This is a genomic window from Crossiella sp. NPDC003009 (genome assembly GCF_053591555.1).
This window is the reverse complement of sequence record NZ_JBSFUA010000028.1, coordinates 32,511-58,553: the sequence shown is the minus strand read 5'-3', so window position 1 is coordinate 58,553 and position 26,043 is coordinate 32,511. Positions and strand designations below refer to the sequence as shown.

The 26,043-nt window shown below is 72.5% G+C and carries 23 protein-coding genes; 9 read left to right on the top strand and 14 right to left on the bottom strand.

What is annotated here, in order from left to right; translation table 11 throughout:
* The first annotated feature begins 93 nt into the window (after positions 1-93).
* Positions 94-960: a helix-turn-helix transcriptional regulator gene (locus ACWDY5_RS26035; RefSeq protein ID WP_449724785.1), complete on the top strand. Its 867-nt coding sequence runs from the start codon at positions 94-96 to the stop codon at positions 958-960.
* Positions 961-973: 13 nt separating this feature from the next.
* On the opposite strand, the gene ACWDY5_RS26030 is transcribed toward ACWDY5_RS26035, so the two are convergent.
* Together ACWDY5_RS26030 and ACWDY5_RS26025 are read right to left on the bottom strand one after the other, a co-directional pair.
* Entirely contained in the window at positions 974-2,731 is a 1,758-nt protein-coding gene (locus ACWDY5_RS26030) for a serine/threonine-protein kinase (protein WP_449724784.1), read from the bottom strand.
* A gap of 9 nt (positions 2,732-2,740) precedes the next feature.
* On the bottom strand, positions 2,741-4,570 hold the full coding sequence (locus tag ACWDY5_RS26025) for an ABC transporter ATP-binding protein (protein WP_449724783.1): 1,830 nt from the start codon (positions 4,568-4,570) through the stop codon (positions 2,741-2,743).
* Positions 4,571-4,913: 343 nt separating this feature from the next.
* Between ACWDY5_RS26025 and ACWDY5_RS26020 the strand changes: the two genes are divergently transcribed.
* The 4 genes from ACWDY5_RS26020 (at position 4,914) to ACWDY5_RS26005 (ending at position 8,121) form a co-directional block, all read left to right on the top strand.
* Positions 4,914-5,939, top strand: coding sequence for a sporulation protein (locus tag ACWDY5_RS26020; RefSeq protein ID WP_449724782.1), 1,026 nt, complete (start codon positions 4,914-4,916; stop codon positions 5,937-5,939).
* A gap of 25 nt (positions 5,940-5,964) precedes the next feature.
* Entirely contained in the window at positions 5,965-6,234 is a 270-nt protein-coding gene (locus ACWDY5_RS26015; RefSeq protein ID WP_449724781.1) for a GlsB/YeaQ/YmgE family stress response membrane protein, read from the top strand.
* Positions 6,235-6,373: 139 nt separating this feature from the next.
* Positions 6,374-7,033, top strand: coding sequence for a response regulator (locus ACWDY5_RS26010; protein ID WP_449724780.1), 660 nt, complete (start codon positions 6,374-6,376; stop codon positions 7,031-7,033).
* A complete protein-coding gene (locus tag ACWDY5_RS26005; RefSeq protein ID WP_449724779.1) occupies positions 7,030-8,121 on the top strand; it encodes a sensor histidine kinase in 1,092 nt (363 codons plus the stop codon). Before ACWDY5_RS26010 ends, ACWDY5_RS26005 begins: the two co-directional genes overlap by 4 nt.
* Before the next feature lie 150 nt (positions 8,122-8,271).
* On the opposite strand, the gene ACWDY5_RS26000 is transcribed toward ACWDY5_RS26005, so the two are convergent.
* The 6 genes from ACWDY5_RS26000 to ACWDY5_RS25975 all read right to left on the bottom strand — a co-directional run bounded on the left by ACWDY5_RS26000 (position 8,272) and on the right by ACWDY5_RS25975 (position 12,731).
* Entirely contained in the window at positions 8,272-9,486 is a 1,215-nt protein-coding gene (locus ACWDY5_RS26000; protein WP_449724778.1) for a PP2C family protein-serine/threonine phosphatase, read from the bottom strand.
* Positions 9,483-10,493, bottom strand: coding sequence for a SpoIIE family protein phosphatase (locus tag ACWDY5_RS25995; protein WP_449724777.1), 1,011 nt, complete (start codon positions 10,491-10,493; stop codon positions 9,483-9,485). Before ACWDY5_RS25995 ends, ACWDY5_RS26000 begins: the two co-directional genes overlap by 4 nt.
* The gene (locus tag ACWDY5_RS25990; protein ID WP_449724776.1) at positions 10,490-10,918 is read right to left on the bottom strand and encodes an ATP-binding protein; all 429 of its coding nucleotides are present in this window, start codon (positions 10,916-10,918) and stop codon (positions 10,490-10,492) included. The genes ACWDY5_RS25995 and ACWDY5_RS25990 overlap by 4 nt, the downstream gene beginning before the upstream one ends.
* Positions 10,908-11,291 carry an STAS domain-containing protein gene (locus ACWDY5_RS25985; RefSeq protein WP_449724775.1) on the bottom strand — a complete coding sequence of 128 codons (384 nt, stop codon included), beginning with the start codon at positions 11,289-11,291 and terminating at the stop codon, positions 10,908-10,910. The genes ACWDY5_RS25990 and ACWDY5_RS25985 overlap by 11 nt, the downstream gene beginning before the upstream one ends.
* The gene (locus ACWDY5_RS25980) at positions 11,288-12,169 is read right to left on the bottom strand and encodes an STAS domain-containing protein (protein WP_449724774.1); all 882 of its coding nucleotides are present in this window, start codon (positions 12,167-12,169) and stop codon (positions 11,288-11,290) included. Before ACWDY5_RS25980 ends, ACWDY5_RS25985 begins: the two co-directional genes overlap by 4 nt.
* A 94-nt stretch (positions 12,170-12,263) precedes the next feature.
* Positions 12,264-12,731 carry a MarR family winged helix-turn-helix transcriptional regulator gene (locus ACWDY5_RS25975; RefSeq protein ID WP_449724773.1) on the bottom strand — a complete coding sequence of 156 codons (468 nt, stop codon included), beginning with the start codon at positions 12,729-12,731 and terminating at the stop codon, positions 12,264-12,266.
* 57 nt (positions 12,732-12,788) lie between these two features.
* Between ACWDY5_RS25975 and ACWDY5_RS25970 the strand changes: the two genes are divergently transcribed.
* Positions 12,789-13,976 (top strand): PP2C family protein-serine/threonine phosphatase, encoded by a 1,188-nt coding sequence (locus ACWDY5_RS25970; protein WP_449724772.1) that lies wholly within the window; start codon positions 12,789-12,791, stop codon positions 13,974-13,976.
* 8 nt (positions 13,977-13,984) lie between these two features.
* Here ACWDY5_RS25970 and ligD (ACWDY5_RS25965) read toward each other — a convergent pair whose 3' ends face one another.
* Both ligD (ACWDY5_RS25965) and ligD (ACWDY5_RS25960) read right to left on the bottom strand, forming a co-directional pair.
* Entirely contained in the window at positions 13,985-14,896 is a 912-nt protein-coding gene (gene ligD / locus ACWDY5_RS25965; protein ID WP_449724771.1) for a non-homologous end-joining DNA ligase, read from the bottom strand.
* Positions 14,889-15,932, bottom strand: a complete 1,044-nt coding sequence (gene ligD, locus ACWDY5_RS25960) for a non-homologous end-joining DNA ligase (protein WP_449724770.1) — start codon at positions 15,930-15,932, stop codon at positions 14,889-14,891. Before ligD (ACWDY5_RS25960) ends, ligD (ACWDY5_RS25965) begins: the two co-directional genes overlap by 8 nt.
* 340 nt (positions 15,933-16,272) lie before the next feature.
* Here ligD (ACWDY5_RS25960) and ACWDY5_RS25955 point away from each other — a divergent pair, with 340 nt between their 5' ends.
* Genes ACWDY5_RS25955 through ACWDY5_RS25945 form a run of 3 tightly spaced genes read left to right on the top strand, consistent with a single transcriptional unit; the run spans position 16,273 to position 17,706 of the window.
* A complete protein-coding gene (locus ACWDY5_RS25955; protein WP_449724769.1) occupies positions 16,273-16,770 on the top strand; it encodes a hypothetical protein in 498 nt (165 codons plus the stop codon).
* 14 nt (positions 16,771-16,784) lie between these two features.
* Positions 16,785-17,267: a hypothetical protein gene (locus ACWDY5_RS25950; RefSeq protein WP_449724768.1), complete on the top strand. Its 483-nt coding sequence runs from the start codon at positions 16,785-16,787 to the stop codon at positions 17,265-17,267.
* A 28-nt stretch (positions 17,268-17,295) separates the two neighbouring features.
* The gene (locus ACWDY5_RS25945; RefSeq protein ID WP_449724767.1) at positions 17,296-17,706 is read left to right on the top strand and encodes a hypothetical protein; all 411 of its coding nucleotides are present in this window, start codon (positions 17,296-17,298) and stop codon (positions 17,704-17,706) included.
* 184 nt (positions 17,707-17,890) lie between these two features.
* On the opposite strand, the gene ACWDY5_RS25940 is transcribed toward ACWDY5_RS25945, so the two are convergent.
* The 4 genes from ACWDY5_RS25940 to ACWDY5_RS25925 are packed head-to-tail and all read right to left on the bottom strand — an operon-like array spanning position 17,891 to position 25,957.
* Entirely contained in the window at positions 17,891-18,151 is a 261-nt protein-coding gene (locus tag ACWDY5_RS25940; protein ID WP_449724766.1) for a nuclear transport factor 2 family protein, read from the bottom strand.
* Between the two features lie 50 nt (positions 18,152-18,201).
* Complete coding sequence (locus ACWDY5_RS25935) at positions 18,202-20,904, bottom strand: AAA family ATPase (RefSeq protein WP_449724765.1); 2,703 nt, start codon at positions 20,902-20,904, stop codon at positions 18,202-18,204.
* Positions 20,901-23,306 (bottom strand): AAA family ATPase, encoded by a 2,406-nt coding sequence (locus tag ACWDY5_RS25930; protein ID WP_449724764.1) that lies wholly within the window; start codon positions 23,304-23,306, stop codon positions 20,901-20,903. The genes ACWDY5_RS25935 and ACWDY5_RS25930 overlap by 4 nt, the downstream gene beginning before the upstream one ends.
* Positions 23,303-25,957, bottom strand: coding sequence for a LuxR C-terminal-related transcriptional regulator (locus ACWDY5_RS25925; RefSeq protein WP_449724763.1), 2,655 nt, complete (start codon positions 25,955-25,957; stop codon positions 23,303-23,305). The genes ACWDY5_RS25930 and ACWDY5_RS25925 overlap by 4 nt, the downstream gene beginning before the upstream one ends.
* Between the last annotated feature and the right edge of the window lie 86 nt (positions 25,958-26,043).

Sequence of the window (26,043 nt, the reverse complement as noted above, 5' to 3'; positions counted from 1 at the left end):
CCCTTGCCGGCGCTCATCTCGCGCCCTGTAGCACCTCGGACCCGGCTGCCTAGGACGCACAGGGCCAGGCACGGAGAAGTGCTGTCCGGGAGAATGGGGCGCGTGGCCGACACCAATCGCGAACTCGCCGATTTCCTGCGGCGCGCCCGCGCCCAGGTCGACCCGGCACGGGCGGGTCTGCCGCCGGACGGACGGGTGCGCCGGGTGCCTGGTCTGCGCCGCGAGGAGGTCGCGCGGCTGGCTGGCGTGTCGAGCGACTACTACGCCCGGCTGGAGCAGGGGCGGCGCATCGTGCCGTCCGCGGCGGTGGTGGCGGCGATCGGCCGCGCGCTCGAACTCGACGCCGCCGGGCGCGCCCACCTGGCAGACCTCATCGGGCTGACCGCGAAGCCGGTGCGCCAGCCAGCCCGCGGCGTGCAGCGCGTACGCCCCGGGCTCTACCAGCTCCTGGACGCCCTCGACGGCGAACCCGCGCTCATCCTCGGCCGCCGCACCGATATCCTGGCCGCCAACCGGATGGCCAAGGCGTTGTTCGCCGACTTCGACCAGCTGCCGGCCGCACGGCGCAACTACGCCCGCTGGATGTTCCTCGACGAGCACGCCCGATCACTGTTCATGGACTGGCCGGACCAGGCCAGGGCCGCGGTGGAAAGCCTGCGGTTCGAGGTCGGCCGCGACCCCGAGGACCGGGCGACCGTCGAGCTGGTCGCCGAGCTCCGCGAACACAGCCGCGAGTTCGGCCAGTGGTGGGAACAGCACCGGGTGCACCAGCGCACGCACGGCTCAAAACGGCTGCGCCACCCGCTCGTCGGGGACCTGACCGTCGAGTACGAGACCCTCACGCTGCCCGGCGACCCGGACACCACCCTGTTCATCTACACCACCGAAGACGGATCGCCGTCCCGGCGGGCGATGAACCTGCTCGCCAGCTGGACGGCGCCTGCCTCGGTCGAGCGATGACGAGCCGGCGCGGTCACCGCGGTTCCCGGCCGCGACGGCGGACCACGTCCTTGATGAAGTCCAGTGCGGGCCGGCCCGCATCGGCCAGCACGCGCCCGTTGTTGAAGTTCCAGGCGAACAGGCGGTGCCGGGACAGCTCGGCCAGCGACTCCTCGGCGAGCAGCTCGCGGACGTCGCGTTCCATGATCTCGCGGGGAGTGTCGCTGGGACCGTAGGCGGCGACCATGACCGGGCCGTACTCGCCGAGGCGGCGCACGCACTCCCGGATGGTGGCCACGTTGCCCTCCGGGTCCTTGGCCAGCACGGCCTGGTAGTCCGAGGCGCGCAGCACCTCGGCGAAGTGCGCGAACATCGACGGCCCGCCGCCGGTCGCCGGGTGGTCGTCCTCGGCTTGCCAGGCGTCCCAGCCCATCGCGACGCGCGCGTTGGGGGCCTCCTCGCGGATGATGTTGCGGACTTCCAGGTACCGGTCCATCAGCGCCCGGTAGTAGGCCGTGGTCGGGGGCTCGTCGGCGTAGACCCCGTTCATGCATGCGAACTTGTTGACCTCCTGGAACACCGTGACGTACAGCGGCGGCCCGTCGGCCCGGCCGGCGAAGATGCGCGCGAGGCTGCGCATGTGCCGGGGGAAGTCGGCGGAGAGCGGATGGCCGCGCCCGCACCCGACCCCGTACTTGGTGTTGACCGGCACCTCGGGATCCTCGAAGCCCCAGTCGGCGACGATCACGTGCAGCGCGTAGCCCTGGGCGTAGGCGTTGGCCACCAGGGTGTCCCGCCAGTCCTGGAACTTCGGCAGGTCGCTCGGCTTGTGGTAGTTGGTGGTCAGCATCCGGACCGGGGTCTCGCGCACCAGCTCGGCCGCGAGCGCGGAGTTGATCTGGTCGCCCAGGCCGAACAGCAGCGAGGACTGGCCGTTGCCCGGCACGGCCGGGGCGCTGGACCCGGTGACCGCGTTGCCGGACTGGGGTTGCGCCTCGGGCCAGAAGAGGACGGCAGCGGCGACCACGGCCGCGACCAGGCCGAGGGCGGTGGCCAGCACGGCGGGCCGGACCGGCCTGCGCGCGCCGATGCCGCCGAGCAGCCGGGCGGCCTTGGTCGCGCTGGGGCGGCGGGCCGGGAGGTCGTCGGTCATCGCCGCCAGTGCCAGGGTCAACCGCCGGTCGGGCTGCGGATGGCCTTCCACCGCGGCGGAAAGCGTGACGCCGAGCGCGTAGACGTCGGAGGCCGGGGTGGCGCGGTGCCCGGTGAGCACCTCGGGCGCCAGGTAGCCGGGCGTCCCGCCAGTGAGCGCGCTCCCGGTCTGGGTGACCTGGTGCCAGCTGGCGATGCCCAGGTCGGTCAGCTTCGCCGTGCCGTCCTCGGCGAGCAGGATGTTGGCGGGCTTGACGTCCCGGTGCACCATGCCCTTGGCGTGCATGGCGGCCAGCGCGCCGGCCAGCTGCGCCCCGATGTGCGCCGCCCGCTCCGGCGCCAGGGGTCCGTCGGTGCGGCAGACCTCGGCCAGGCTGCGGGCGGGCAGGTACTCGGTGACCAGCCACCGCCGGTCGCCCGCCACCACCACGTCGAACACCGCGATCACGTTGGGGTGGTGCACCCCGGCGCCGATCCGCGCTTCCCGCCGGGTCTGCTCGCCGTCCCCGGTGCGGGTCAGCTTGAGGGCCACCTCCCGCCGCAGCTCAAGATCCGTCGCCCGCCACACCTGCCCCATGCCGCCCTCGCCGACGGCCTCCTCGAGGCGGTACCGGTCAGCAATGGTGTCCCCGCTGCGCACGGGCGGAGTCTAGTCACCGCACGACGCCGGTGCGGGAGCGCTCCCGGTCACGAGTTCGGCGTAGTGGCCGTCGCGTGCCACCAGCTCCTCGTGGGTGCCGCGTTCGACGATCTCCCCCCGGTCCAGCACGATGATCTGGTCGGCGTCGCGCACGGTGGAGAGGCGGTGCGCGATCGTGATCACCGTGCGGTCGGCCATGATCTTGTCCAGGGCCTCGGTGATCGCGCGTTCGGTGCGCGTGTCCAGCGCGCTGGTCGCCTCGTCCAGCAACAGGATCGGCGGGTTGCGCAGGATAGTGCGGGCCAGGGCGATGCGCTGCTTCTCCCCGCCGGAGAACCGGAAACCCCGCTCGCCGACCACGGTGTCGTAGCCCTCGGGCTGGTTGCTGATCAGCTCGTGGATCTGCGCGATCTTGGCGGCCTCGACCAGCTCGGCGTCCGTGGCGTCCTCCTTGCCGAACCGCAGGTTGTCCGCCACCGACGCGTGCAGCAGGTAGGGCTCCTGGGTGACAACCCCGAGCATCCCGGCCAGTGCGGTGAAACTCAGGTCGCGGACGTCGATGCCGTCGATGGTGACCGCTCCGGAGTCCACGTCGTAGAGCCTGGCGACCAGGTAGCCGAGGGTCGTCTTGCCCGAACCGGTTCCGCCGACGACGGCCACCTTCGTGCCCGCGCGGATGTCCAGGTCGATCCGCCGCAAGGTCGGCTCCGGCGCGTCGGCGTAGCGGAAGGAGACCTCGTGGAACCGGACGTCTCCACGGATGCCGGCCGGGGCGCGCACTACCGGGTCGGCGCGCTCGACGATGTCGACCTCGCGGTCCTGGTAGTCGAAGATCCGGGCGAAGTGCGCCCGCGCCGTCCGGAACTCCACGGTGGAACGCAGGATCTCCTCCAGGGGCCAGGTCAGCGTCTCCTGCAGGGCGATCATCGCGACCAGGGTGCCGATGGTGATCGACGGCGTGTTGCCCATCAGGAAACCGCCCAGCAGGTAGGTCAGCGCGGGCATGGCCGAGATCAGCAGCGTGACCACCGAGTACTCCCACTGCCCTGCGGTGTGGGAGCGGACCTCCAGACCGGCGACCTCCCGCGAGGTGCCGGTGAACCGCTCGACCATCCGCCGGGAGCGGCCCATGGTCTTGCTCAGCACGATGCCGGAGACCGACAGCGACTCCTGGACCAGGGACTGCATGTCGGCGAGTCGTTCCTGCTGCCGGGTGGTCACCCGCTCGCGCAGCGCGCCGACCCGCCCGTTCACCCAGATGGAGAACGGCAGGGCGAGGAAGGAGAACAGCGCCAGCCGCCAGTCCAGGACCAGCATCGCGACCACGGAGACGCAGACCACCGCCGCGCTGCGGGTCAGGTCCACCGCGGTGTTGGTCACGAAGGACTGCATGCCGCCGATGTCCTGGGAGATGCGCGACTGCACCTCGCCGGTGCGGGTGCCGGTGAAGAACCGCAGCGACATCCGTTGCAGGTGGCCGTAAACACCGATGCGCAGGTCGTGCATGACGGCCTGACCGACCCGCGACACGATGAGCGTCTGCAGGACACTCACCACCGCCTCCACGGCCGCGATCGCGATCAGCGCGCCGACGAAGACGAACAACAGCTGGAGATCCTTGTTCGGCAGCGCCTCGTCGACGATCGCCTTGACGATGAACGGGGTCAGGATCCCCACCACCGAGGTGAACGCGATCAGCCCCATCACACTGGCCAGCCGCCACCGGTAGGGCGTGAACAGCCGCCAGATCCGGCGACCGTCGACCTGCACCGGATCACCGATCGACTCGGATTCCTCCGCGTGCGCGACCTCGCGCCAGGAGGAATGTCCGACGGTCATTTTGAGCTACCTTTCGCTTGTTGACGGCGCGTCACACCGGTTGGTCACGCCAAGCCGTTGCCGAGCATGGGTTCGCGGCCCCCGGCCTCACCATCCCCGACCTGGCTGGCGTTACCCCGTCACCTGGCTGGACCACAGGACATGTCGATCTGGCCGCACTGTCCACATCAGACAGTCCGCCACCTGGCGGGGTGTCATCCAGCCAGTCGGGGGGTTGTTCCGGACGCCTGACAGATGGTGCTGACCGGTGCCGCCAGCGAGGCTGGTCCACATGACACAGGCGATGCGCACCAACGGGAAACCGAAGTCAGCGCCGTTCCACACTTCCTGAAGGAGACTGTTCATGTTCAACCGGATGCTGAGCGCCTTCGGTATCGGTGGCCCCTCCGTCGACACCGTGCTGGACTCCCCGTACGCCGTGCCAGGACAGGCGGTGACCGGGCAGGTGCGCGTCCAGGGCGGCTCCTCGGACGCCGAGATCGGCCAGGTGGTGCTGTCGCTGGTCATCGAGGCCGAGGGCGAGCACGGTGACGGCGGCACCGCCGAGTTCTCCCGGCTGGTGGTGCGGCAGGGCGTGCGCGTGCCGGCGGGTGAGCTGGTCGCCATCCCGTTCCAGCTGCCGCTGCCGTGGGAGACGCCGATCACCGCGGTCGGCGGCTCGCCGCTGCCGCGGATGGCCGTGGGGGTGCGCACCGAGCTGGTGATCGCGGGCGCGCCGGACAAGGGTGACCTCGACCCGGTGCAGGTCGGCCCGCTGCCCGCGCAGAACAAGGTGCTGGACGCGTTCGGGCAGCTCGGGTTCTCCTTCCGCGGCACCGGCGTCGAAGCGGGCCGGGTGCCCGGCGTGGCCCAGGAGCTGGGCTTCCGCCAGACACTCCGGTTCGCCTCCCCCGCGCAGTACGCGGGCCGGGTCGAGGAGGTCGAGCTGACCTTCGTGGCCGGTCCGCACGAGCTGTGCGTCCTGCTGGCCGCCGACCAGCGCGGCGGCGTGTTCTCCTCCGGCGGCGACACCTTCGGCCAGTTCCGGCTCTCGCACCAGGAAGCGCAGGTCACCGACTGGGCCTCGCTGATCTCCGGGTGGCTCGCCCAGGCCGCCGAGCGCCGCCAGGTGAACCCGGCCTTCGGCGGTGGGCACGGCGGCCACAACCCGGCTTTCGGCGGCCAGCCCGTGGCGCACAACCCGGCTTTCGGCGGCCAGCCGGCGTACGGCCAGCCCGGCTACGGCGCTCACCAGGGACACGACCACCCCGGCCGGCAGCAGCGCGGGCCGGGCATGGGCGGCATGCTCGCCGCCGGTGCGGCCGGTGTGGTCGGCGGCGTGGTGCTCGGCGAGGTCGCCGGGGAGATCTTCGGCGGCGACGACGAGTGACCCAACTGACCACAAAGGAGCGACCATGGCCATTTCCGGAATTGTCAGCGCACTCATCGTCGGCCTGCTCATCGGCGCGCTGGGCAGGCTGCTCGTGCCCGGCAGGCAGCGCATCCCGATCTGGCTGACCATCGGCATCGGCATCGGCGCGGCGTTGCTCGGCACGGTCATCGCCAACGCGCTCGGTGTCGGTGACACCAGGGGCATCGACTGGATCGAGCTGTTCATCCAGATCGGGCTCGCCGCCGGTGGCGTGAGCCTGCTGGCCGGCACCTACGGCCGCAGACAGTCCTAGCCACCCCAAGAACCGGCGCGGCGGGCGGGCCCCTCCCCCGAAACTCGCCTGCCGCGCCGCCCTGGCCCGGCCCCGGGTGGCCACCGGAGGCCGGTAGTGACCACACTGGACGGACACAGGATCCACAAAGGAGCGTGGCATGATTCGGGTGGTCGTCGTGGACGACGAGGAGCTGGTGCGCTCCGGCTTCCGGCTCATCCTCCAGGCGGCCGGGGACATCGAGGTCGTCGCCACCGCGACCGGGCAGCGGGCGGTGCGCGAGGTGAGCCTGCACCGGCCCGACGTGGTGCTGCTGGACATCCGGATGGCCGACGTGGACGGGCTCACCGTGCTGCGCCAGCTCCAGGGCCTCAAACCCCCGCCCGTGGTCGCCATGCTGACCACGTTCGACTCCGACGAGTACATCGTCACGGCACTGCGCTCCGGCGCGGCCGGCTTCATCCTCAAGGACACCGCGCCCGCTCAGCTCGCCCAGATGGTCCGCACCCTCGCCGCGGGCGGGGTGGTGCTCTCCTCGAAGGTCACCCGCACGGTGGTGGAGGGCCGTCTTGGTGGCAGCGCGGACGGCGAGGCCGTGGCGCGCGCCGAACAGCTCACCGAGCGGGAGCGCGGGGTGCTCGTGCTGATCGCGGAGGGACTGTCCAACACCGAGATCGGCGCCCGGATCCACGTCAGCGTCGGCACGGTGAAGGACCACGTCAGCGCCATCCTGACCAAGCTGCGGGTGGGCAGCAGGGTGCAGGCGGCGCTGGTGGCCGAGCGCGCCGGACTGCTCGCCGACGGGGAGCGAAAACCATGACACCACGGCTGCCCCGCTGGCTGACCGACACCGCCGTGCTGGCGGTCGCCGCGGTCGAGGCGGCCATCACCGGGATCACCGAGTCGAGCTCGGCCGCCGCGTTCGGCGCCGCCGCCGTGCTCGTGCTCGTGGTGCGCCGCCGCTGGCCGCTGCCCGCCTTCGTGCTGGCGCTGCCTGCCGTGGTGCTGCTGGGCGCGATCATCCCGGTGATCGTCACCCTCTACACGGTGGCCGCCCGGCACCGGAGCTGGTGGCTGCTCGGCGGCTGCGGACTGGCCGCGGCGGTCAGCCTGGTCTTCCCGCTCTCCGAGCCCGGCATGCCGATCCCGATCCCGGACCTGGTGCTCGACATCATCTACTCCACGATGACGGCGGGCGCGCCGATCCTGCTCGGCCGGTTCCTGCACACCCGCCGCGAGCTGGCGCTGCGGCTGGCCGAGGTCAAGGAGGCCAGGGAGCACGAGCGGCAGCTGGACGCCCAGGTGATCCTGACCAAGGAACGCAACCAGCTGGCCCGCGAGATGCACGACGTCGTCTCCCACCAGGTCAGCCTGATCGCGGTGCAGGCCGCGGTGGTCACGGTGAGCACCCCCGATCCCACCGTGCGGGAGGCGGTGGAGCACATCCGCACGCTGTCGGTGAACACCCTCGACGAGCTGCGGCACATGGTCAACCTGCTGCGCGCCTCCGGCACCCCGGCCACCGAGCTCGCGCCCCAGCCCACGCTGACCGACCTGGAACGCCTCATCGACAACAGCGGCATCGACACCAGGCTGGTCGGCAGCGCGCCGCCCGGTGTGGAGGCGCCGGTGCAGCGGGCCATCTACCGCACCATCCAGGAGGCGCTGACCAACGTGCGCAAGCACGCCCCGGGCGCACAGGCCACGGTGGAGTTCAGCCACGACGACACCGACCTGACCATCACCGTCACCAACACCCCGCCCACCCGGCCCGCGCTCACCCTGCCCAGCGCCCGCCACGGGCTGATCGGCCTGCAGGAGCGGGCCGCGCTGCTGGACGGCCGGATCCACGCGGGTCCCACGGCCGACGGCGGTTTCCAGCTCCGGCTGCGACTTCCGATCACCTGACGGTCCCGCGGTCCGTCCATAGTGGACACTTGCGGCGGGTAACTTCCCGCCGACCCGGACCGCAGGGCGAACAGCAACGGGTAGGTGGTTGTGCGGGAACGGGCAAGATCGTGGGCAGGTAACAGTGGACCCGGTGTGCTGCCCCCTCGGTCACCGGGCCGATGGCGCCGGGCGGTAGCGGGCGGCCAGCAGCAGGGTGTCGTCGGTGTGGGTGACCACGGTGCGCAGCCCGGCCACCACGGTCTCGGTCAGCTCCCCCACCGGCAGCGCCGCGTGCGCCTCGGCCGCGGCCAGCAGGCGGGCCTCGCCCTCCTCGGCGTCGCCGCGGCATTCGGTCAGCCCGTCGGTGTGCAACAGCAGCAGGTCGCCCTCGGCCAGGGTCTCGGTGCGCACCTCAAAACTGCCCGGCAGCGGGAAACCCACGCCCCGGCCGGGCACGGTGAGGTACTCGGCGCCGCCGCCGGCGCGCACCAGCAGGGCCGGTGGGTGGCTGCCGTTGGCCAGTTCCAGCCTGCCGGTGCGCGGGTCGAGGCGGGCCAGCAGCACGGTGGCCATCAGGCGCGGGTCGGTGATCCGCAGGGCGGTCGCGGTCCGCTCGACCAGCTCCCCCAGCGGGTAGCCCTCCAGGGTCAGCGTGCGCACCGCGTGCGTGACGTGCAGGGCGTTGCGGGTACTGGCCACGCCGTGGCCGACCGCGTCCACCACGGTGATGTGCAGGCTGCCGTCGGGCAGCACGAACCAGTCGTAGAGGTCGCCGCCGGTGGGCGCGTCCGCCTCGGCCGGGGTGTAGTGCACGGCCAGGTCCACGCCCGGCACCACCGGCGGCGGCGGGCGCAGCGCGTCCTCCAGCTGCTGGAAGATCTGCGCGTGCGAGCGGCGCAGCTGTTCGTCGCGCTCCTCCAGCTGCACGTACATGGCCAGCACGCCGCTGTTGGTCTCGGCCAGCTCGTGCTTGAGCTCCCACTGCTCGCGTTCCAGGCCGTCGAGGCGGGCCAGCACGGCGGCCAGCTCCTGTTCGGCCGCGGTCTCGGCCGGGTAGTCCGGCGCGGGCGGCACCTGTGGCACCGGGATCCGCCACACCGCCACGCCGGGGCCGCCGGGCTCGGGCACCAGCGGCAGGTCCGCGCCCGCGACCGGGGTGTTCTCCGGCAGCCGCAAGGTGATCACCAGCAGGGGGCCGCTCGGGTCGACCTCCTCGGTCACCCGCACCGGCTGCCCGGCCGCGAACACCGGCCCGGCCAGCAGCGCGACCGCCAGCACCAGCCGGGCCCTGGTCTCCACCGGCACGCCGTGTTCGGCGCACCGCGCGCGCAAGCTCGCCTTGAGCTGGCTCAGGTCGAGGGTGGGTGAGGTGTCCCTGTTCATCCGGCTCCTTCCCGCGCCCTGGCGATGAGGACCGTGGCGTCGTCGCGGAGCTGCCGGTGCCGGTGGGCCAGCCCGGTGGCCAGCAGCGCGGGCGGCAACCGCACTGGCCCCACGGTGTCCAGCAGCGCCGCCGTGGCGTCCAAGCCGTCGCTGTGCAGCACCACCGTGCCGCCGAGGCTCAGGTCGACGGCGGTGACCTGCGGGGTGATCAGGTGCAGGCCGACCACACCCGGCCTGCTGAGCAGGCTGCGCCGCGGGCCGTCGCCGAGCACCAGCCCCCGGATGTTGCCCACCCCGCAGAACTCCGCCCGCGCGCCGGCCACCCTGAGCACCGCGGCCGCGGCTCCCCTGGTCAGCCGCAGCCGGTGGTGCAGCGCGGTGAGCAGCCGCACCGGTGGCAGCTCGGGGTCGCGCCGGAAGGTCAGCACGGCCTCTTCGGCGGCCTCGGCCGCGGCCGGTCCGTGGCCGAGGCCGTCGACCAGCAACGCGGTCCAGCCCTCGCCCGTCCGGTGCAAGGCCAGCCCGTCGCCGCAGGCCCGTTCGCCGTCGGCGGGCACCCGGACGTAACCGAAGTCCTTGTGCGGCAACGAGGTTCCGGCCGGGTGGACCAGTCGCGCCGCCGCCACCGTGCCCGTGCCGGGCTCGGAGTGCAGGTGCAGCTCGGTGGCCATCCGCCGGATGGCGCCAAGCCCGGCGCCGAGCGTTCCGGTGGTGGAGTGCCCGTCCACCAGGCAGCGCGCCAGGTCGGCCATGCCCGGCCCGGCGTCCGCGGCCAGGATCTCGATGCCGTGCCCGAGCAGCAGCGGCTGCACCGCCATCACCCCGTCGCGGGCGTGCTTGTCCAGGTTGCTGCCCAGCTCCGAGGCGATCACCGCGGCCTGCTCCGGCATCGCCCCCGGCAGCCCGGCCGCCACGGCGGCGGCGCGGGCGGCCTTGGCGATCCCGTGCACCGCGCTGGCGTGGTCCACCCGGAAGCACTGGGTGGGCTGCTCGGCGGTCTTGATCACGTGGCCCACCTGGTCACCGTCACCGTGGTCCCGGCGCCTGCGGCGGTGTCCAGGTGGAACTCGTCCACCAGCCGCCGGGCGCCGCCGAGCCCGTGGCCCAGTCCCGGTCCGGTGCTGTAACCGTCGGCGAAAGCCGAGTCCAGGTCGGGAATGCCGGGGCCGGAGTCGCGCACGGTCAGCCGCAGCCCGCGCCTGCCGGTCAGCGAGCGCACCTGTTCCACCACCAGCGAACCGCCGCCACCGTGGATGTAGGCGTTGCGCACCAGCTCACTGGCCGCGGTGACGATCTTGGTCTGGCCGATCAGGTCGAAGCCGGCGGCCACCGCGGCCGCGCGCACCGCGTGCCGGGTGCGCAGCAGGTCGTGCTCGGCGCGGATCGGGTGCGTCTCGGCGGCCGGGGCCGGCGAGGTCTGGTCACGAAGCATGGCGCCGCGCTCGCTGCCAGCCCAGCCGGACCATCGCGGCCTCGGCGTCCAGCGCGGTCTCCACTCCGGTGAGCTGCAGCCCGAGCTCGGAGAGCGTGATGGCCACCGCGGGCCGCATGCCCGCCACGATCATCCGGGCGCCGAGCAGCTTGCCGGTGCCCGCCAGCTCCATCAGCAGGCGGGCGGCGAAGGAGTCGAGCAGCTCCAGCCGGGAGATGTCGATGACCACGCCGCGGATTCCCTCGGCGGCGATCCGGTCGGTGAGCTCGCCGGTGAACCGCAGCGCGGCCGCGTCGTCGAGGTCCTCCAGCAGCCCGGTCAGCAGGATGTCGCCCAGCCGCAGGATGGGCACGCCGGAGCGCGGCGCGCTCATGACCGCACCGGCTCGTCGCCGGTCATCCGGATCGCGTCGGCCAGCGCGTCGGCCAGGGTGGCCCTGGTGACGATGGCGGACAGGTCGATGCCCAGCTGGGTGATGGTCTGCGCGATGGTCGGCCGGATGCCGCTGATCAGGCAGTCCGCGCCCATCAGCCGGACCGCGCTGACGGTCTGCAGCAGGTGCTGGGCGACCACGGTGTCCACCATCGGCACACCGGTGATGTCGATGATCGCGACCCTGGCCTCGTGCGCCTGGATGGCCTCCAGCAGGCCGTTCATCACCACCTGGGTGCGGGTGCTGTCCAGGGTGCCGATCAGCGGCACGGCCAGCACGTGCCGCCACAGCCGCACCACCGGGGTGGACAGCTCCAGCATCTGCTGGTGCTGGGAGCGGATGATCTCCTCCCGGCCTTCCACGTAGGCCTGGAAGGTCAGCACCGCGGCCGCGTCCAGCAGCCGGTTGATCTCACCGGCCACCGCGAGCAGCGTGCCGGGATCGGCGGTGAGCCGGGCCGCCTGTTCCTGCACCACCTCCTTGAGCGCGAGCACGGCCATCGCGGTGTCCGCGGGCGGTGTGCCGGTGCGGGCCCGGCGCAGGGACAGGTCGACCAGCGCCTCCCGCAGCGGCTCGTGCGCCCTGACCACCTCGGGCAGCGGCAGCGGGGAGGCCATGCCGGTGCGCAGTCCGTCGAGCATCGCGACGGCTTCCGCGCGCAGGTCGGCCTCGTGCAGCCGTGGCGGTTGCTCACCGCGCTCGACCTGCAGCTCCACCCAGCGACTGACCACCTCGGCGTCATTGCCGGAGAGCACCTGGCTCAGTAGGTCGCGGGCCGCGTCACCGTCGTTGGCCACCACCAGTGGTTCCCCTCTCACCTTCCGTTCACCGGACAAACTATTGTCTCATGACAAATGTTAGCCGACCTGGCGAGAGGAGGACAATCGCTCCCGGCGATCACACGGGCAGCGGTTACGCGGTCTCGGTTCCCCGTTCCAGGGGGGCGATAAACCTGGTTCCGGTGACTTTGTCGGCAGCCGCGAGGAACTGGGTGAGCCCCGCGTGCAGGGACCGCTTGGCGGCGGCCGGCATCGCTTCGAGCACCTCGGCCAGCTGCGCCCGCCGTTGCGCTCGAAGTTCACTCAGATAGGCGAGTCCGCTCTCGGTGATGCGCAGCTCCACCTCACGCCTGCTGACCGAGCTCGGTGTCCGCGCGACAAAACCGACCGCCTGCAACCGGTCGCACAACCGGCTGATCGAGGGCGGTGTGGAGCCCAGCGCCTCGCCCAGTTCGCGGAGGTTCAGGCAATCGGCGCGTTCCAGCACGTACAGCGCCCGCAGCTGGGACACCGACAGCGGCGCGGGCGACGGGGCGCCACCGCGTTCCCAGAGCACCTCCAGCAGCTCCGTCACCTCGGTCAGAGCATCGGACGGGGTCATGCCTCCACTGTCTCATCTTCTGTGATTTGCTGTCCTCCCGCCGCCTTCGCGGCCAGGATGAGGAACGGGGCCACGGTGGTCGACTACCCGGCGGTGGAACGGCTGCTGCGCGCCGCGGCGCCGCACGAGCTGCTCGACGTACTGCACAAAGCACTCGCCACCTCGACGGAGGCGACCGGGGTGCAGCTGCTGATGGCCGACTACGGGCTCATGCGGCTGCAACCGGTGTCCGTGCTGCCCTACACCAACACCCCGGTGCCGGTGCACAACACCGAGCCCGGCCGGGCCTTCGGCGCGCAGGAACCACACCTGGAGCAGCACGAGGACGGCACCATCTCGATCTATCTGCCGGTGAGCGTGCGCGGCGACCGGCTCGGCGTGCTGTGCGTCGCACTGCCGCAACCGCCCGAGCCCGAGCTGGTGGCCACGCTGGCCGAGCTGGCCGGCGTGCTGGCGCACGAGATCACCGTGGCCGAACGCGACACCGACCTGTACGTGCAGGCCCGCCGGGCCGAGCGGCTGACCCTGGCCGCGGAGATGCAGTGGCAGCTGCTGCCGGGCCGGGCCTGCGCGCGGCCGGAGTTCTCCCTCGGCGCGCAGCTGGAACCGGCCTACGCGGTGCACGGCGACAACTTCGACTGGTCCGCCTCCGCCGACCACCTCACCCTGACCGTGTCCAACGGCATGGGCGAGGGCATCGACGCCGCGCTGCTGACCAACCTGGCCATCAACGCCCTGCGCAACGCCCGCCGCGCCGGCATTCCCCTGGCCGACCAGGCGATGCTGGCCGACCAGGCGATCTTCGGCCAGTACCACGGCGCGAAGCACGTGGCCGCCCTGCTGGTCCGGCTGAACCTGGCCGACGGCCGGGCCGAGGTGGTCGACGCGGGCTCGCCGCGGCTGTGGCGGATGCGTGGCGGTGAGGTGCGCCCGGTGGAGTTCGAGGCCCAGCTGCCGCTGGGCATGTTCGACGGCACCCCGTACGTCAGCCAGCACTTCGAGCTGGCAGCCGGTGACCGCCTGGTGTTCGTCACCGACGGCGTCTACGACGTGGCTTCCCAGCAGGGCGAGCGCTACGGCGAGCGCGCGCTGGCCAAAGCCATCGCCGCCACCCGGCTGCTACCGGCCACCCACGTGCCGCGGTCGTTGCTGCAGGAGCTGGTCGGATACCGCAACCCGACCCAGATCACCGTGGCCGAGGACGACGCGATGGTGGTGTGCCTGGACTGGCACGGCCGCGACTGAACACCGCCTCAGCGCGCCGGCAGGACCGCGCGGGTGCCGGCGAGACCGACGAACAGGTCACCTGACTCGGCGATACGGTCCAGGACCTGATCGGCGGTGAAGACCAGGTCCTCGACATGACGGCAGTCCTGGACCTCGGCCCAGGTGACCGGCGTGGACACCGTCGGCCGCGCCCGCCCGCGCAGGGAGTACGGGGCGACGGTGGTCTTGGCCGGGTTGTTCTGGCTCCAGTCGATGAGCACCCGCCCGCCGCGCAGGGCTTTGGTCATCTTCGCGGTGACCAGCTGCGGGGTTTCCTGGGCGAGTTGTTCGGCCAGTGCCTTGGCGTAGGCCGAAGTCCGCTCCGGCGTCCGGGTGCGCACCCCGCAGTACAACTGCAAACCCTTGGAGCCGGAGGTCTTGGCCACCGGGGTCAGGCCGTCGGCGAGCAGGATCTCGCGCAGCCGCTCGGCGATGCGGCAGCACTCCACGATCGAGGTGCCCGGTCCTGGGTCGAGGTCGAAGACCAGCCGGTCCGGCGCGGCGCGGGTCCCGTCCCGGCGGAGTGTCCATTGTGGAACGTGGAGTTCGAGGGCGGCGAGGTTGGCCGCCCACACCAGCGCGGGCAGGTCCTTCAGCAGCGGGTAGTGGATGATCTCGCCGTTGCCGCGGGAGCCGCTGGAGGGCAGGGCCGCGGTGGGCAGCCAGTCCGGGGCGTGCCGGGAGACGTCCTTTTCGAAGAAGCTCGGCCCGGTGCCGCCCTCGGGGAAACGGATGAAGGTCACCGGACGCCCGGCCAGGTGCGGCAGCAGCACCGGGGCGATCCGCGTGTAGTAGTCGATCACCTGTGCCTTGCTGAACCCCGGATACAACTGTTTGTCCAAATTGGACAGTCGAAGCTGCCTGCTGCCGACCTGCACGGTGACCCGCTGCTCAGCCACGGCCTTCCCCTTCCCGCTCCGGCCGCAACCCTTGGGGCAGCAGGACCTCCTCGATTCGCCGCTCCGGTCGCAGGCCACGCCAGGCGGTGTGCCGCAACCGCCCCTCCCCGGGGGTGAACTGCCGGTAGACGACCTCACCGACCAGCTCCGGCCGCACCCAGTGCGCGCGTCGGGCCCGGTCCCGTGGCACCTCGGCGAAGGGGCTCTTCGGCTGGGCGAGCGGCCGGAGTCGGCGGTGCAGGTCGTCCAGGGCGATGTCGGTGAAGCCGGTGCCCACGTTGCCGAGGTAGACCAGGTTCCCGGTGGCCGGGTCGTGCGCGCCGAGCAGCAGCGCGCCGAGGGTGCCCTCGCGGCGGCCCTGCCCGGCCTGCCAGCCGCCGATGACGACCTCCAGGGTTTGGATCAAGGGATGTTTCAGCCAGGCCTTGCTGCGCACGCCGGGGAGGTAGCGGGAGTCGATGGCCTTGGCCACCAAGCCTTCCAGGTGTGACGCCGCGGCGACGCCCAGCAGATCCACCGGGGTCATGCCGCGCTCGGCGAGGTCGGTGCGGAGGTAGTACGGGGTGATCGAGAAGCGGGAGCCCTTGGGCGGTGTCAGTTCCGCCAGCAACTGCCGCCGCCGGACATAGGGCTCCGCCAGTAGCCGGGTGTCGCCGAGTTGGAGCAGGTCAAAGGCGAAGTAGCGGACGTCAATGCCGCGCAGCCGCCCGGTACGCCGGTTCTGCAACAGGGAGAAGTCCGGATGTCCGCGCTGGTTGAGGGCGACGATCTCGCCGTCGAGCACCGCCGGACGCCCGGTGAGCACCGGGCCAAGGGCTGTGGTCAGTTCAGGGAACTCGGCGGTGAAGTCCTTGCCGTTGCGGCTGGTCAACGCGGTCTCGCCGTCCCCGGCCACCCGCATGACCGCGCGGTATCCGTCCCACTTGAACTCGTAGGCGAACCGCGGGTCATCGATGAGCGTGCCGCCGTCGGGGCTGGCGAGCATGGGCTCGATCGCCTCGGGCAGGCCACCGCGGCCTCGGCGTGCTGACGCCATGTCGACCTCCGTCCACGGCGGGGACCGGCAGGACGGATCAGCGGCGCCGCGGGTGGATGCGACGCCTGTCGATGCTAGGCCAAACGAGTGAGTCATGCTCGGCGTCGGCAGCCGGGTGTGGTTCGAGGGATGAAACATTTCGTGGGCGGCACGGGCGCGATATTCACCACGGCACACATTCGCCACTCACCACGTTGTCGCGGAAGAACCTCAGAAATCCGCGCAAAGCGAAGACCGCGACTAGTCCACGCCACTGGCCGGGCGCAAACTTTCTCCTGACGGCGCGACCGTCGAAATCCCCCGGCAGAGCAGCTGGGAAAGGCGATACAAGGAGGTCAAGATGCGTTCCATTCGCAAGCAGCTGACCGCGGTGCTGGTCGGCGCCGCGGCGGTCAGCGGGCTGCTCCTACCAGCCACGACGGCGGTGGCCGCGCCGGCCGCGACCGGGTCGGTGTCCGCCGGCGCGGCAAAGGGCGTCAAGGTCGAAGCCATCAACACCACGATCAAACTCACCACGCAGCTCAACAGGATCATCACCAATGCGGTCGATCGGCACGACAACCGCGAAGGCTACGTCAGGTCCATTGTGCTTGGCGCCTTCTACGAGGCCGGGCAGCGCTACAACGTCCTGGTCATCAAGTTCCGCCACCAGTACACCTTCAGCGTGCACGACCTCGTCTACGACGCCAAGGTCAGCGCCGACGGATACCCCGCCTACCGGGTCATCGTCTTCAGCTCCGGCCAGGTCGTCAACAACAGCGACGGCGGCGCGGACAACTGGGGCTTCAAGGGCTGGTTCACCCGCGACGGTGGTCGCGTCACTTTCCGTCAACCGTGAAGGAGCACACTGCCATGAAGATCAAGACCATGTTCGCCGCCCTGCCCCTGGTCACGCTGCCGCTGCTCGGCGCCGTGGCACTGCCCGCGCAGGCGGAGACCACCGACGCCGCCTCGACCTTGGCGGTTCAGGCCGAGCACGTGCCCAAGGTCAGCGTCCACCTCGACGACGGGGCCAACGGGGTCCAGGTCGCCAGCGCCATCAACAAGATCAGGACGCGCTTCAAGTCCGAGTTCGTGAAGCAGGCAGTGGACGCCGCCTTCGAGAAGAGCGGCGGGCGGTTCAACGTCGTCATCATGAACCTCTCCGAGGACTACAAGCAAAACCTCAACGGCAAGCGGCTGTTCGCCAACCTCGAGTTCAGGAACGTCCGTTACGCGCTGTGGATCGCCGAGTCCGGTGAGTTCGTCAACCAGGGCAGGGGCGGCTGGGAGAACTGGGGCTTCAGGGGCTGGTTCGACCGCACCGGCAACACCGTCAAGTTCCGCAAGCCCTGACCCGGGCACACGAGGAGGACACCGCGCCATGAAGACCATGCACCGCATCATCGCCGGCGCCGCCACCGCGGCCGCCCTCACCGCCGGGATCGGCCTGGCCGCCCCGCTCGCCTCAGCCGCCACGTCGGCGGACATCGACGCCTGTCACCTCGACAAGAAGATGGAGGAACTCAGGGGCTGGGACCCCAACGGGAAGCACAACATCATGGTGTGGCGGGATCGGGCCCGGGCCGACAGCCAGTTCACCGGCGTGGTGGCCCAGGGTGAGGCGAGGGCCAGGCCGTGCAAGGAACCCTTCGCCCAGAAGGCCATGTACCACTGGGCGGTGTTCGACGGCTCGGGCCACTTCGTCCGCAAGGGCGACGGCGGTCACCGGAACTGGGCCTTCTTCGGAAACTGGAAGCAGGACGGCAACCGCGTCACGTTCCAGCCCATCTGACCGGATCGAGGATGGAACCCCACGAGAATACCGTGGCATGACCGCAAGCCGGCTGCCGGATGTGTGGTGAAGGGCCCGGGGACAAACCCCCAGGCCCTTCACTGCATTTCCACTCGCCTTTGCCGGCGGCTGCGATCCGCGGGCGCCGCGCACTTCATACTTTTCAACCCACCGCGCTCGCGGATCAGACAGCGCCCCAGAACGCGTCTTCCTGTGCCGGGTCGGATGAGAACAGCCACACCTCGGCGATCCGATCGCCCTCGACCCGCAGCAGGTCGATGCCGTCCTGGTCCACCGCCGCGGCGCCGCGACGGGTGCCGGGGAAGCGGTTGTCGCCAGGCTGGTGCCAGACGATGTCGTCGGCGAACATGCCGGCTACCGTGGCGAAGTCCTTGGCGGACAACGCGTCGAAGTACTTCCGGAATCTATTTTGTGATTCGCGCAAACCCGTGGCTCAGGCCGGGCAGGGGCTGTGGCCGCGCGGGCGGTCCACCGTCAGGTCAGCGCCACACCGATCTCGTGCAACGCCTCCGCCAGCTCCGCGCGCCGCTGCACCCCGAGCTTGCGGTAGGTGTTGGTGAGGTGTTTCTCCACCGCGCGCAGCGTCACCGCGAGCGACTCGGCGATCTCCTGGTTCGACTGGCCCGCCACCGCGAGCAGCGCCACCCGGCGTTCCGACGGCGTCAACCTGACCGCCGCGGGCGCGGGCGCCCCGCCACCCAGTGCCGCCCTGGCCTGATCGGCGATCCGCCGGACGCCGATGTCCTCGGCCACCTGGAGGCACCGCCGCCAGAGGTCCTCGCTGCCCGACAGCTCCGCGCACTGCCGCAGCGCGAGCGCCAGTTCCAGGCCCGCTCCGGCACCCTCCAGCACCTCGATGGCCCGGTGGGTCAGCGCCGCACCGCCCTGTTCTCCCCTGAGCACGCCCAGCACCCGCAACGCACGACCGGTCGCGGAGGCCGCGCCCCACTCCTCGGCGATCAGGCGCTCCTCCTCGGCCAGGGCGAGTGCGTCCTCGGTGTCGCCGAGCCGGTGCTTGAGCAACGCCAGCGAGGTCCGCCAGGGGAACAGCACCGGGTTGCGCCAGCCCGAGCGGTCCAGCCGGGTTCCGCACTCCACCAGCAACGCCGCGGCCCCCGGCAGGTCACCGCGCTGCGCGGCGTCCGAGGCGCGCAGCAGGCCGACGACCGCGGCGAGGCATTCGTCCGCGGGCTCGCTCCCGGTGGCGGCCAGCGCCTGGCCGGTGAGCACGGGATCGCGCAGCTGCAACACGACCCCCGCCAGCACCACCAGGGTCGACGGCCCCATCGCGCTCCAGGTCCACCCGATGAGCTCGGCGGCGCCGGCGGCGGCGCGGACGGCCTCGGTGATCCGGCCGGACACCAGGTGAACCAGAGCCTGTTCGCTGCGGATCACCGCCTGTTCCACCACGTCGCCCCGGCTGCCGGCCACCTCCATCGCCTGGTCGAGCCAGCCCGCCGTGTCGCCGGCCGCGTTGGCGGCGGCCAGGCAGGTCACCAGCAGTGGCGCGGCCGAACAGCGGACCGGGGAGGACGCGGGCTCCTGCTCGAGCAACCGACCGGCTTGCGCGGCCACCTCGCTCGCCGGCAGGCCGACGCCGACCATCGCCGTGTACAGCAGCACCGCCCGGAGCTCCCGCTCCGCTCCGCTGGTCGCCCCGCCGGGCCCGAGCCCGGCCAGCCGGGACGCGGCCTGGACCAGCTCGCCCCGGTCGGTCGCCGCCGCGTAGCGCCACCGCGCCTCGATCCGCAGCGCCAGTTCCCGGTCGACGGGATCGAGCCCGGACGGGTCGCCGAGCTCCGCCGCGACCTGCCGCAACATCCCCACGACACAGTCGGGCGCGTCGGCCATCACCATCGGCGTGAGCCGGATCAGCGCCGCGGCCCGGTCCCGCGGTTCGCGCAGCAGCGGGACGGCGTAGGAGATGCAGCGCGCGGCGGCCTGGACGTCGAGTCCGCGCACCGCGCTCGCGAGGTCCACGAGCACCCTGGCCCGGTCCTCGCCGTCGGCCGAGGTGTCCAGCAACGCCCGGCGCAGGTAGCGCACCGCGGTCTCCCGTGCGCCGGACCGCAGCGCGACCGCGGCGGCCGCACGCAGGATGTGCACCACCCAGGCGCCCTGCGGCCGAGTGATCTCCAGCAGCTGCCCCGCGACCTCCTCCGCGGCACGACCGCTGCCGTGCAGCAGCCGCGCCGCCCGGACGTGCAGCTCCTCCCGTTCGGCCGCGGTCATCATGTCCTCGACCGCGTCCCGCACGGCGGGATGGGCGAAACCGTTGTCCGACAACAGGCCCAGCTTGCGCAGCGAGCTCGTCACGCCGAGCAGCGCCACCCGGTCGAGACCCGTCAGCGCGGCCGCGTCGGACAGCTCGCCGAGCACGGCCAGTGCTTTCAGCAGCGCCCGCGCGGGCTCCGGCTGGCCACTGACGCAGGTGGCGATCCGGTCCCGCGCGTAGCTCGGCCGCATCGCGCGGACGGCCGCGGCGCCGGCCGCCGTCGGTGGCCGCCCTTCGGCGCGCCAGGACAGCGCGAGCGCGGTGAGCAGCATCGGGTTGCCGCCGGTCGCCTGGTGACAGGCGAGGGCGAACTCCTCGTCGCAGTCCCGGCCGAGCCGCGCCCGCACCAGTGCGGCCGAACCGGCTCTGGTGAGCGGCAGCGGCCGCAGGCGGTGCGCGGCGCCCGCGACGATCGAGACCACCGCGGGCCTGCTCGCCAGCGGATCTCCGTCCCGGACGCTCACCACCAGCACGGCCCGCAGGTGCTGGGCCCGCCTGGCGAACGCCTCGAGCACGGCCAGCGAATCCTCGTCGGCCCAGTGCAGGTCGTCGACGAGCACGAGCAGCACCCGCTCGCCGGCCAGGCCGAGCAAGGCGGGCAACAGGTCCGCGCCGGTCCCCTCCTCCGGCGCCGCGGCGGGCGTGGACTCGAGCAGCTGGCGCAGCACGCCGTCGGCGAAGTCAAGCTCGATGGGCGCGCCCGATGCATGCAGCACAACGCATTCCGCGCTCCCGTGGCTGCGCGCCAACGCCCGCAGCAGCGCGGTCTTCCCGATGCCCAGCGGGCCCGTCAGCACGATCACGCCGCCCGCACCGCCCGCCGCACCACGCAGCACCCGGCCGACCACGTCCAGCTCGCCGTCCCGTTCGAGCAACACCGCTGCGTGTACCGCCTTCCTCATCCGCCGGGAACCCAGCCGAGCCCGCGCGCACGGCCGAGCAGCGCGCCGGCCCGTCCGCGCACCGCGATCTCGGCCGCCTCCCGCACCAGTGGCTCCGCGGCAGGCGCCTCGGTGATCTCCGCGAGGTCGAGCAGCGCGGTAGCGTAGGCCAGCCTTCTCGGTGACCCGCGCAGCAGCCGCACGGCCTCGCGGAGGTCCTCGGGGTCACCGCACGCGGCCGCGCGGCCCAGGTGCGCCCGGCCGAGCACGCTGGGCACCGCCCAGGCGCGAGCGAGCGCCAGTTCCTCCTCGCACAGCCGGGCGGCGCCTTCGGCGTCGCCGCATACGCTCAGGGCTTTCGCGGCCACCGAACGCCACTGCAGCATGGCGGGGTTGAGCCAGCCCCTGGCGTGCATGCGCCGTCCGCACTCCCGCACCAGCGCCAGCGCCGCGGCGGCGTCTCCGCGCCGGAGCGCGAGCACCGCGCGGGCGAACAGCATGAGCGTGCGATTGTGCCCGTTGCCCAGCTGGTGGTCCGGCACGCTCGCGGACAGCTCCTCCGCCTCCGCGACCAGCCCGCTCTCCAGGCAGAGCTGGATCCGCACCATGGTGAGCAGCCCGCGCATGTCCGGATGCCAGCACCTCGGCGGCAATGCGCTCCGCGCCGCGTCCAGGTCAGCCGCCGCCTCCGCGAGCCTGCCCGCGGGCACCATCAGCATGGCGCGGAAGACCAGGGTGTGGCTCACCACGGCGTTCAGGCGGTGCCTGCGCGCCTCGGCCACGATGGCGTCCAGCCCCGCGAAGGCCTCGTCCAGGTCGTCGGTGAGCGCCAGCACCAGGCACGCGAGCATTTTTGGCGAACGCACCGTCGCGTCAGCGGTCAGCGCGGTGCGGGCCAGCGTGCGCGCCAACTCGGGGTCACCGACGCGGGCGGCGCACAGCCAGGCCGCCGTGCCCGCGTGTGCCGGGTTGTCCGGTGCGACCGGCGGTGGCGGCACGTCGAGCAGCCCGAGCTCCGGCAGTTCGTAGGGAGCGTCGGTGATGAGCCAGTACATCGCGTTCAGGCTGTCGCGCTCCACGCCGGTCGAGGGCGCCGAGCCGAACACGTACAGCGCCATGCTGGCATTGCCCCGGCCGAAGAGCTGGTCCGCGGCGGCCAGCCGCGCCGGGCCGCATTCCGGCGGCTGGGGCTCCAGCAACATCCTGGCGAGCCTGCGGTCACCGGTGTCGGGCACCCAGGTGCTTTCCACCGCCGCGAGCTCGACCACGAGGCCGGACCTCGTTGCGGGGTCGAGGGGTTCGCGCAACGCTCGTTCGAGGTGCCGGGCCGCCGTGCGCGGCTCGCCGCGCTGGACCGCTTTCTGTGCGACGGTGCGCAGCAACGGGACCACCCACGGCTCGCCGAGCGGTGGGGTCGTGTCCAGGATGCGCGTCACCTCGGACTCCTCGACCGCGTCGCGGTGGGTCAGCCGCGCGGCCCGGACGTGCAGCTCGTCGCGATCCGCCTGCGCCATGCCCGCGAGGATCCGGTCGGCGCACACCCCGGCGGACAGGGCGGGCGGATGGTCGCGGGTGACGAGCCCCGCGCCGACGAGCAGGTCCAGTGCGCGGCCGGGCGCGATGTCCCGCAGTCCGGCCACCGCGCAGGTCAGGCCGAAGCCGGCCCCTGGCCGGCACAGCGCGATCGCACGCAGCAGCCCGTTCGCCTCGGCCGGCATCGTCGCCGTCGCCCGCACCACGAGGTCGGCGAAGGCCTCGGCCGCCAGCTCCGCGACCTCCTCCTCAGTGGCGGATGGGTTGGCGCGCAAGGCGTCCAGCACCGCGTGCACCACCGACGGCACTCCCCCGGTGCGGCGGCTCAGCGTGACGGCCACCCGTTCACCGCAGGCCGCGGAGACCAGCGCCTCCACCGCTTCTGGCGGCAGCGGCCGCGTGGTGAGCACCTCCGCGCCGTCGAGCAGGTGTCGCGTCGCACCGGTCACGGCGACGACCATGATCGCCCGGCCGTCGGCGCGGACGGCCAGCCGGGCGAGCCAGGCCAGGGTGTGGTCGTCGAGCCGGTCGGCGTCGTCGACGGCGACCAGGACCGGGGTGCCGCGGGCGAGCTCCCGGACAGCCGCGATGACCGCCGCGGGTGCGATGTCACCCGCCCGCCCGGGATCCACCGTCGCCAGCTGCCGCATCAGTTCGTCAACGCCCTGGTGGTCGTGACGGCGGCCGGGCGTCTCCCCCGCCGTTGTCAGCACCACCGCCCCGGCCGCGCGGGCCAGCTGGACCGCGTGGGTGAGCAGGGCGCTGCGGCCGGTGCCGCAAGCGCCGCTGATCTCGACCAGTGATGGCTCGCCCGCGGCCAGCGCGTCCACCGCCCGCGCCAGCGCGGCGAGTTCGGCGGCACGGTCGAGGAGCTCAGCGGCGGAGCTCACCTCAGCCTGGCCGCGAGGTCCGCGCGCGCCTGGGCGCCGAGTTTGCGGTAGGCGTTGGACAGGTGGCTCTCCACCGTGCGCACCGTGATGAACAGGGCATCGGCGATCTGCCGGTTCGTCTGCCCTGCCGCGGCCAGCTCGGCGACCCGCCGTTCACCGCTGGTGAGCACGTCGCCGGTCAGCACCGACACCTCGCCCATCCGGCCGCCCGCTCGCACGAGCGCGGCGCGGGCCTCGTTCGCGCCGTCGAGGTCGCCACAGCGCACCGCCCGGTCGGCCGCGGCGCGGAACTGCCTGCGGGCCTGTTTGTCCTGGCCGTCCCGCAGCAGCGCGCCACCGAGCGCGGTCAGGGCCTGCACCTCGTACAAGGCGCAGCCCGCCTCCCCCAGCCGCGACGCCGCCTCCCGCAACGTCTCGGCCTGCCCGGTGCACAGCCCGTCGGTGAGCAGCGCGTAGCCGCGGCCGACCGGCGTGGGCCACCGCCGCACCCCGTCCGCGCCGCGCTCGGCCAGCTCGACGGCCTCCGGCAGGCGGCCGAGCTCGACGAGCAACGCCACGGCGTCGACCCACCCGGCCGAGGCCGACGGGTTGCGCACCCCCATCGCCGCCAGGTCCTCGCCGCAGTCCAGCAGGACCTCCAGCGCGGCCGAGGGCTCCCCGGAGCCGCGCAGCAGGTGCGCCCGGACCTGCGCCATCCAGGCGTGTTCCGCGGGCTGCCTCGGCTCCCCCAGCTCGGTGAGCAGCCGCGCGGCGCGTTCCCGCTCCCCCGTGCGCGAGCACACCGACGCCAGGACGCACCGGGCCCATCGCAGGTCGTCGAAGCCCACGCCGGTCGCGGGCTCGGACAACGCCTGCTCGGCGTCGGCGCGCGCGTCCACCAGCTCGCCACAGGCGTGCCACAACACCGCCCTGGTGACGAACGCCATCGCCCGGAAGTCCTTGTCCCCCTTCGCTTCCGCCGTGGCCATCGCCCTCTCGACGACCGCTGCCGCCTCCGCCTGCGCACCGCAGTAGTGCAGGTTCACCGCGCCGCGGAGGTCCCAGTGGTCGTGCGGCATGGTCGGCAGGCTCAGGGCCGAGCGCACCAGTGCCACCGTGTCCTCGAGTGACTCGGCCTTCATCAGCATTCCGCTGGCCAGCAGCAGGGCGAGGCGTCTGGCCGACTCGGTCCTGACCCCGGTGGGCGAGCCGATCTCGCGGGTGCGGGCGAGCGCGGTGGCCACCGTGCCGAGGTCATCGGTCCCCAGGGCCAGCATGGTGGCCTCCAGCGCCGCACGCGCTTCCGGATCGGCGGTCTCGGGCAGTGCCTGCCAGAGGTCGAGCAGCGTCGTGAACGCCTCGCGCGGCTGACCCGTCCGCAGCGCGACCATGCCGTAGTCGGCCGCGACCGAGGCCCGCCGCTCCGGGTCGCCGATGTCGCCGAGCAGGCCCGCGTACAGCACGCGGGCCTGCTCCGGGTCGACGTCCGCGAGCAGCCTGGCCAGCTCCAGCCCGATCTCCACGTGCCCGGGGTCGGTTTCCAGCGCCCGGCGCAGGTAGCCGGCGGCCACCTCAGGCCCGTCCGCGCGGTCATGTGCGGCCTCGCGCAACGCGGTGACCATCCACTGCTCGGTGATGACTGGCAGTGCGACGATCTGCTCGGCGATCTCCTGACGCGGCCGTCCCTCGTCGCTGAGCAACCGGGCTGCCCTGGCCCGCAGCGCGGCCAGTTCGACCGGGTCGAGCTGGGCGAGCAGGTCGGCCCGGAACTGCCCGGAGCGGAACGAGCCCCGCTCGGTGAGCACGCGAGCCAGCGTCAGCGTGGTACGGGCGGTCTCCGCTGCGGCGGCGGGCAGTTCGAACAAGGCGGAGGCGGCCCCGGCGTCGGCGCCACCGAGGATGGCCACCGACGTGGCGTACCGGCGAACGGACTCGGGCTGGTCGTTGAGCCACGCCAGCCGCTCCGCGTTCGAGCCGGCGGTTGCCGCGGCGCGCAGCCAGCGCGCCCACTCCTGATCAGGTCCTCCGCCCAGCGCCACAACGCGTTCCACGTAGGCGAGCGTGGCGCCCGGGTTCCCGTTGCACTCCTGCACGCAGACCCGCAGGAAGTCCTCGTGCGGCTCGGTGCCGAACACGGCGCGGAGCAGCTCCCGCACCTCAGGTTCGGGCAGCGGGCCGAGGTCGATCACCGTGGTGTCGAGCGTGCCGGTCAGCTCCGCGAACCTCTCCTCGGCGGCCATCCGCTCAACGCACGGAAACGCGAGCACGACGAGCAGGCCGCCCCGGCTCGCGCGCCGGGCGAGCAGGCCGAGCCAGCGGGCGGTTCCGGTGTCACAGCGGTGGGCGTCGTCCAGCACGAGCACCAGGGGCCGTTCGGTCATGCGGTCAGTCGCGATCCTGACCAGCCACCGCAGCCGGGAGCGGCCGTCGTCCGCGGGCGGCTGCTCGGCCGCGGTGCCGAACAAGGACCGGGCGGCCGCGAAGTCCGCGTCGCCGTCGGCACAGGTGGTGCTGAGCACCTCGGCCTCCGCGCGCACCGCCGCGCAGACCGTGGACAGCAGGGTGGACTTGCCGATGCCACTGGTGCCGCGCACCAGGGCGACGCCGGGCAGTCCCGACGCGGCCTCGCGCACCCGCGCCCTGACCAGCTCGACCTCGGCCCGCCTGCCCACCGGTCGCGTGGTAGCCAGACCTCGAACGGATTCGCCCACTGCCCTGCCGCTCCTCGCGCCGACTCGCACCACCGGATCGCCGCACG